The sequence below is a fragment of the Nostoc sp. genome (genome assembly GCF_054880495.1).
On the sequence record NZ_JBTYKD010000351.1, the window covers coordinates 1 to 6,949 of the forward strand.

4 protein-coding genes are annotated in these 6,949 nt (G+C 38.8%); 1 reads left to right on the forward strand and 3 read right to left on the reverse strand.

Annotated features, from left to right (window positions below):
- Positions 1-412: 412 nt before the first annotated feature.
- The 3 genes from ACYTXL_RS29815 to ACYTXL_RS29825 all read right to left on the reverse strand — a co-directional run bounded on the left by ACYTXL_RS29815 (position 413) and on the right by ACYTXL_RS29825 (position 3,223).
- Positions 413-1,255: an ABC transporter permease gene (locus tag ACYTXL_RS29815; RefSeq protein WP_461927790.1), complete on the reverse strand. Its 843-nt coding sequence runs from the start codon at positions 1,253-1,255 to the stop codon at positions 413-415.
- Positions 1,256-1,304: 49 nt separating this feature from the next.
- Positions 1,305-1,733, reverse strand: coding sequence for a hypothetical protein (locus ACYTXL_RS29820; RefSeq protein WP_461927791.1), 429 nt, complete (start codon positions 1,731-1,733; stop codon positions 1,305-1,307).
- Positions 1,734-1,864: 131 nt separating this feature from the next.
- Entirely contained in the window at positions 1,865-3,223 is a 1,359-nt protein-coding gene (locus tag ACYTXL_RS29825; protein ID WP_461927792.1) for a glycosyltransferase family 4 protein, read from the reverse strand.
- Positions 3,224-4,264: 1,041 nt separating this feature from the next.
- Between ACYTXL_RS29825 and ACYTXL_RS29830 the strand changes: the two genes are divergently transcribed.
- A complete protein-coding gene (locus tag ACYTXL_RS29830) occupies positions 4,265-6,457 on the forward strand; it encodes a GumC family protein (protein ID WP_461927793.1) in 2,193 nt (730 codons plus the stop codon).
- Positions 6,458-6,949 lie beyond the last annotated feature (492 nt).

Below are 6,949 nucleotides of genomic sequence, written 5' to 3' on the forward strand. Positions count from 1 at the left end.
AAGGGGAGCCAGAATTTCAAAGTCCCTCTCCCATATCTGGGAGAGGGATTTAGGGTGAGGGCAAAAACTACGGTTCTCAACTTAGATGAGGTTTAAATACCAAAAAAATAAATTTTGTACTTAAAATAAGGCACTTTTTGATAACTAGCAACTTGGGTTACTACACAAAGCTTAGTCCACAGAGGTGGACTAATGCAAATTCAAGGGTTTGTTAACTCTTACTCCCCAACGCTAGTAGGGAAGGGGTTGGGGGTTAAGTCTCTATTAAGTAAGTAGGTGAGAATAAATCAAAGTAGATTAAGTAATGTAAAAAACCTTGAGATGAGTTCGTAGTGAGGGCTTCAGCCCTAAAATTAGGACTAAAGTCCTTACTACAAACCTTAGAATTATTCACGCCGCTCTACTTAGACCTTTAAATCACATCTGCGAAAGTCCGTTCCACCTTACGAAAATACCAAATTCCACTGATTAATAGCAAAATTACTAATCCCAAAGATAGCAAAAAACCTGAGAGGTATAACTTTGCCTCACCCCCTAAAATCGCCCAACGGAAACCATCAATTACTCCTACTATCGGGTTCAGGGAGTATAACAACCGCCATTTTTCTGGAACAACGTTGCTGCTAAATCCCACTGGCGAGATATACAAACCAAACTGCACAATAAACGGCACAATGTAACGAAAATCTCGATATTTGACATTTAGAGAAGCAAACCATAATCCCGCCCCCATTGAAGCAGCAAAGGCAATAGCGATAAACAATGGTAGTGTCAGAATTCGCCAACTGGGGACAAAGTTATACCAAGCCATTAACCCCAATAAAATCATCCCGGAAATCAGGAAGTCTACAAAGCTTACTACTACTGCACTTGTCGGTACAATTAAGCGGGGAAAATATACCTTTGAGATTAAGTTGGCATTGCCAATCAAACTATTGCTGCACTCCGAGAGCGAGTTGGCGAAGAATTGCCAAGGCAACATCGCTGAAAAAACTAGAATTGGATAAGGCACACCCTGGGAAGGTAACTTTGCCAATTGTCCAAACACAATTGTAAAAACTACCATAGTCAAAAACGGACGAATCAGTGCCCAAGCAATACCGATGGCAGTTTGCTTATACCGCACTAAAATATCACGCCAAGCAAGAAAATAGAATAATTCTCTATAACGCCATATATCTTTCCAATACTGCTGGTCTGTGTGTCCAGCTTCAATCACTAACTCCTGTTGAGAGACGATTTTTGAATCACTCATAATTATTGATTGAAGATTAATATATTTAACAAAATGGCGCTAATAACACTTAACTCACAAACTGGAAACCTTTAAGACCTTGATAACCAACATATCTGGCACTCTTACGCGTAAACTCTCCAACAGAAGGATTCCCCAAAGCATCAATTACTCCGCTTACTTGCTGCCATAGTTCTTGTGGTGCTAGCGAAATTTCATAACTGCGATCGCCACACTTGTGAATATGATACCAAGTTGTTTGCTGACACTCGTCACACCAAAAAGCTTCTAACCATTCCCCTTCTATAGGAACTGTACTTTGGTTCGCTACTAACATCAACGCATTGCGCCGACTCATGCCTCGTTGCTGTAATTGACCTGCTTGGTCTGCAAACATTTTATATTTCTGACTGACGCTATCGATATAGCAGCTATGAATGGGGCAATAAATAGCCCGTCGCTGGGAACGTTTCCGATTTCGGTCACACCTTTTCTGCAATTCCACCTCCTGTATAGACAACAACTATGAGCAAGGAAGGCTATGTTGGAGGGACTGAGATCAATAAGACCATCGAAGCCCAACTCCTAAAAAAGTACTCCAAAAATATTCAATTAATTCTAATATACTTACTAGATATCGTTTTGAGATATGGTTATTATCTCATCAGATAATAGTGCCTGCTGCAAGACATATAAGTATTGTTGAGAGATAACTTTCGGTGTAAAGTGCGACGATCGCAAATACTGGCGACCTGCTTTGCCCATTTGTTCTCCTATTTGTGGATCTCGATTCAGAAAGCGAATAAATTGGGCTAGACCTTGACTATCTCCATTCTCAAATGTCCCACCACAGTTGGCTTCAGCCATTAGTTCTCTCAGATATGAAGTCTGTGAGCAAATTACTGCTATTGGTCGCCCAGAGGCTAAAGCTGAATAAAATTTGCTGGGAACAACTAAACCCTCTGTAGTTGCATCCACACTCACTAGTGAGAGATCGCAAGCTGTTAAAGAATAGGGTAACACTTGTTTATCTTGATAAGGTAAAAACGTAAAATTCTTCAGCCCTAACCGATTTACTTCCGTGATTAATTCTTCGCGTTTGGCACCACCACCAATGCAGACGAACTGAATTGGCTCATCTTGTAGTTGCTTTGCAGCTTCCAACATAGTGTCCATGTCATGGCAGCGACCCATATTGCCAGAATAAAGTACGGTAAATTTGTTAACTAAATTATACTTCCAAGCAAACCAGTTTTCTTGTTTGGCAATCGGCACGATCGCTTCTGGGTTAGCCCAACTATGAATTACAGAAATCTTATCAGCTACTTCCGGACAATGTGCTAATACCTGTTCTTTCATCACCGGACTAAGTACTATAATCCCCTTGGCTTTTAGCCAAACCTGTTTGTTGATCCCACGCCACAAGCGTACTAGCCAGTGACGCTTGGAAACTACGCCTAGTGCGATCGCAATCTCAGGGTATAAATCGTAGAGTACACACACATAGGGCAATCGGAACAATAAATAACCCAGATATCCGATAACTGGCAAAAATGGGGGAGCTGTAGTTATTAGTAATATATTGTTGCGACGCCAAGCTCTAAGTAGATAGAGCATAGCACGTAAAGTATATAGTACCCCATTAACAGCTTTACCACGAATTCTTCCCGGCCAAATTTGGGCAGTGCGCGATCGCTGAATTCTGATTTGGTCAGTCCATTCAACTGCTGGTGCCCTATGAGAGCTAAACGCATATCCTGGCTGACTTGTAAAGACTTCAATATCCACGCCTTGCTTCCTTAACTGTTTCACTAGTTCTTCGATCAACTGCCCTGTAGCAGCATAATCTGGAGGAAAAAATTGGGTCAGCACAGATAATTTAATTGATTTTTGAGTTTTTACAGAAGCTTTATTTCTTGCATCTAACTCAGGAGAAATCGATGGCAATAATTGTTGATAAATCCATTCATTAAGTTCATTAAGTCTCATCAGCTATGCTCCTAGTCTAGAGTAGAAAAATGCTTGTTTATTCCTCCAACTTTTGAAAGATTCAAGCTATATATTCAAGTCTCCTTGAAGGGAACGAGTTAAAGCAAAAAACCTCATCTCTCTTTAGGACTGAGATGCTTTACCAACAAAAAATAGAGGCATCAGTCATCACAACAAAGTCCTGAATTTTGTTCGACTGGCGGATACCGCGAGCGTCTGAATAAAGGGGTTTAAGACCGCCACTAAATCTGCATATTTAGTGGTCAACAATAAAGTGGTGGGCTTGAATCCCCAACTGATAACGCAGCGGTAATGAGTCCGCGAACGTCTTCATTCTGACTCCTGACTTCTAAATTCTTCTTAGGAGACTAGAAACCCTGTGTCCAGGCTTTTCTACGTAAACCTACTTAAACCAGAATAATCATAATACAGAATTTGCTTTTCAAATATCCTTAAAGAGATTTAAAGATATATTATTGAGTCTGATTTTTTACGTGTAACATCTGTTACCCCACAACCTTATCATGTTTCAATTCTAAAGACCAAAACTTCATCAAAAATTTATATTTAAAAAGACATACTAGCAAACTTTTTATAAAATCAACATTTTTCAGACTTATGCACTGTCTAAATTTACTAGTACATATATACTATATATCACGAATATAGGGCGTTTCAGGCTTTTCTCAATCATCCTTTGATCAGTCCCTCAGGCATAGCCGAAGCCTGTTATCGCTGAAAAACGTCAAACAATCAAGTTTAAATCGATAAAACTCGTATTGGATATTTGGTATTTTTTGTCAATGTCGAAATTCTATTGTTATACTTTGAGCAAGTAGATACCAATTAGATAACTAGAGTTATATTTGATACTTTTATTTACGTATTATACTCAAAGATAAATATCTGACTTTCATCAAAGAGAATATCAAACACATCTTATATTTAGTATATATTAGTACTTATATCCGAACTTCCTAACCGAAATTTTCAAAAGCCTTTCTACTGCTGCTGTTCAGTGCATAACCAAATATTAAACACATGATCGAGAATTATCCTTCTCAAAACTCAAGTTCTAATGGTAGTCATAACTCTGTGGCTTCATTTCCTCAATATCAACCTGTTCGCTGGGCTGAAGAACAAGAAGACGACTGGAGCTTTCAAGAATTTCTAAGTATTTTACGGCGACGATGGCTACTCATGACAAGTGTAACGATTGCTGTGATGACACTTGTAGTGATTAACTTGGTGATAAACCAGAAGCCTCCAGAATATGAAGGCAGTTTTAAACTATTAGTAGAACCTGTAAATGATGACCCCAAAGTTTTGGATGTTGTCAAAGACTTTAATACACAAAACTCTAGTCTAGATTATGAAAGCCAAATTCAGGTTCTTAAGAGTCCTGAAATGATGAAAAGCACTCTTAAACAGTTGCAAGTCTCCTATCCAGAAATCGACTATTATTCTCTTATAGAATCTCTGAAGATTAATCGGTTAGAAGAAACCAAGATTATAGAAGTTCGTTATCGAAGTAGCAATCCAAAGCAGACTCAAGTTGTCTTAGAGCGAATAGCACAGAATTACTTAGACTATAGTCAAGTAAGGAAGCAAACCAAGTTACGTCAGGGGCTTCAGTTTGTTGAAAAACAACTGCCATTTATCCAAAATCGCGTCGATCAAATCCAAAAAGAATTACAACTTTTTCGGCAAAAGTACAGTTTTAACGACCCAGAAAGCCAAGTAACACAAATTGCTGCACAAGCTGCTGAATTCGCTCGAGAAAAACAAGCAATTGATCTACAGTTAGCCCAAGTTCGTGCTAATTTTGCTATCCTACAAGCAAGAAATGGAGAAACGGCAATACTGAATTATGCTCCTTTATATCAACAATTGATTAGTCAAATACGTCAACTTGATGTTCAGATTGCTACAGAATCAACTCGTTTGCAAGAAGACAATCCCAGCCTGCAAACATTGAAAGAGAAACGAGCTAGTCTTTTACCTTTGCTACGTCAAGAGTCAGAGCGCTTTTTGGGTGTAAAGTTTGCCGAAGTAGCGACACAGTATCAGACCTTAGAAGTACAAAGCCAAGAACTTGCCAAAATAGAACGGAAATTTGCACAACGACGCAACCAACTACCAGTTTTAGCACGACTGTACACTGAATTACAGCGCAAGTTACAAATTGCTACTGAAAGTTTAAATCGGTTTCTATCAACTCACGAAAACCTCCAAATTGAAATATCCCAAGCGGATATTGGCTGGCAATTACTTCAAAGACCAACTACCCCAAATATTCCTATTGATGCTTTTTCTACCCAACGCAATTTTATACTAGGACTGGTTGCAAGCATCTTGGCAGCAATTGGTGTTATCTTACTTGTAGAAAAGCTAGATAATACCTACCATACTGTTGATGAACTGAAAAAGAAGCTGAAACAACCATTGTTAGGAAATATTCCTTTTAGAAAGCAAATTGACACTAAGAAAAAGCGCACTTTTAATCAAAAAAGCCCTTTAGTAAATATCCAAAACTCTTCTTCTCAGGCAATTCCTGGGTTGGCTGTTTTACCAGATAAAGAGTATGGTGACTATTCTACCCACTTTTCAGAAGCGTTACGGGTACTTTATACCAATATTCAACTACTCAGTTCCGATCGCCCGGTGCGGTCTATAGTTATTAGTTCAGCGATGAGTGGTGATGGGAAGTCTACGGTTGCTTTGCATCTAGCTCAAATAGCTACAGCAATGGGGCAACGAGTTCTACTGGTAGATGCTGATCTTCGTAAACCCACAATTCACAACCTATCAGGTTTAAATAATCTCTGGGGATTAAGTAATTTAATTTCTACAAACTTGCCAGTGGGAGAAGTAATCCGACAACTACCTTCCATGAACCAATTATCTGTAATCACCTCTGGACCAATACCACCCGATCCGACAAAGTTGCTCTCATCTCAAAAAATGAAGCAACTAATGGTGGATTTACATAACAGTTTTGACCTAGTGATTTATGATGTCCCCCCTTTGGTGGGATTAGCCGATGCTAGCCTGATAGTACCCCACACTGATGGGCTTTTGATAGTAGTCAGGATTCAAAAAACAAATTCCTCAATGCTAAAAGCAGCTTTAGATAACCTGAAAATTTCTCGGTTGAATATCTTAGGCATAGTTAGTAATGCTCAGAAAAGTACCAACAATAAAAGTACCAACAATAGTTCTTATTATTATTAGGAAAGAAATAGTCGCGTTAGCACTACCACTAGCTAACTATAACCAAAGTGCGATCTTTATTAAGTAGGAAGGCACAATTAAATATAAGATAAAACCTCACTCTCAATCCCTCTCCTTACTAAGGAGAGGGAAGCCGGAGGCAGAGTAAGGTTAATTTGACCCACTTACTTACCATAGGGGTGAAAAATCAAATATTTCGCCAGGGCAGTTGTCTTTGTGGTGAATATTCAGTTAAATAAAAGTTTGGTTTTTATAGTAAAAACTTTACCTTATCTAGAAAAAATCTTAGCGATCGGTGACAAGAAAACTTTAGATTAATCCAAAATCTAAAATCCAAAATCTAAAATTATTTGCCGTTGCCATTACCATTACTTTACAGCTATTTTCAGGTAAAAAGACCACGCGGTAGGGGCACAGCATTGCTCATAGGTGTCAACTTAAGAAAAAATCTGCTTTGAGAGGACGTTTTGCCCTCATCCCCTAACCCCTTCT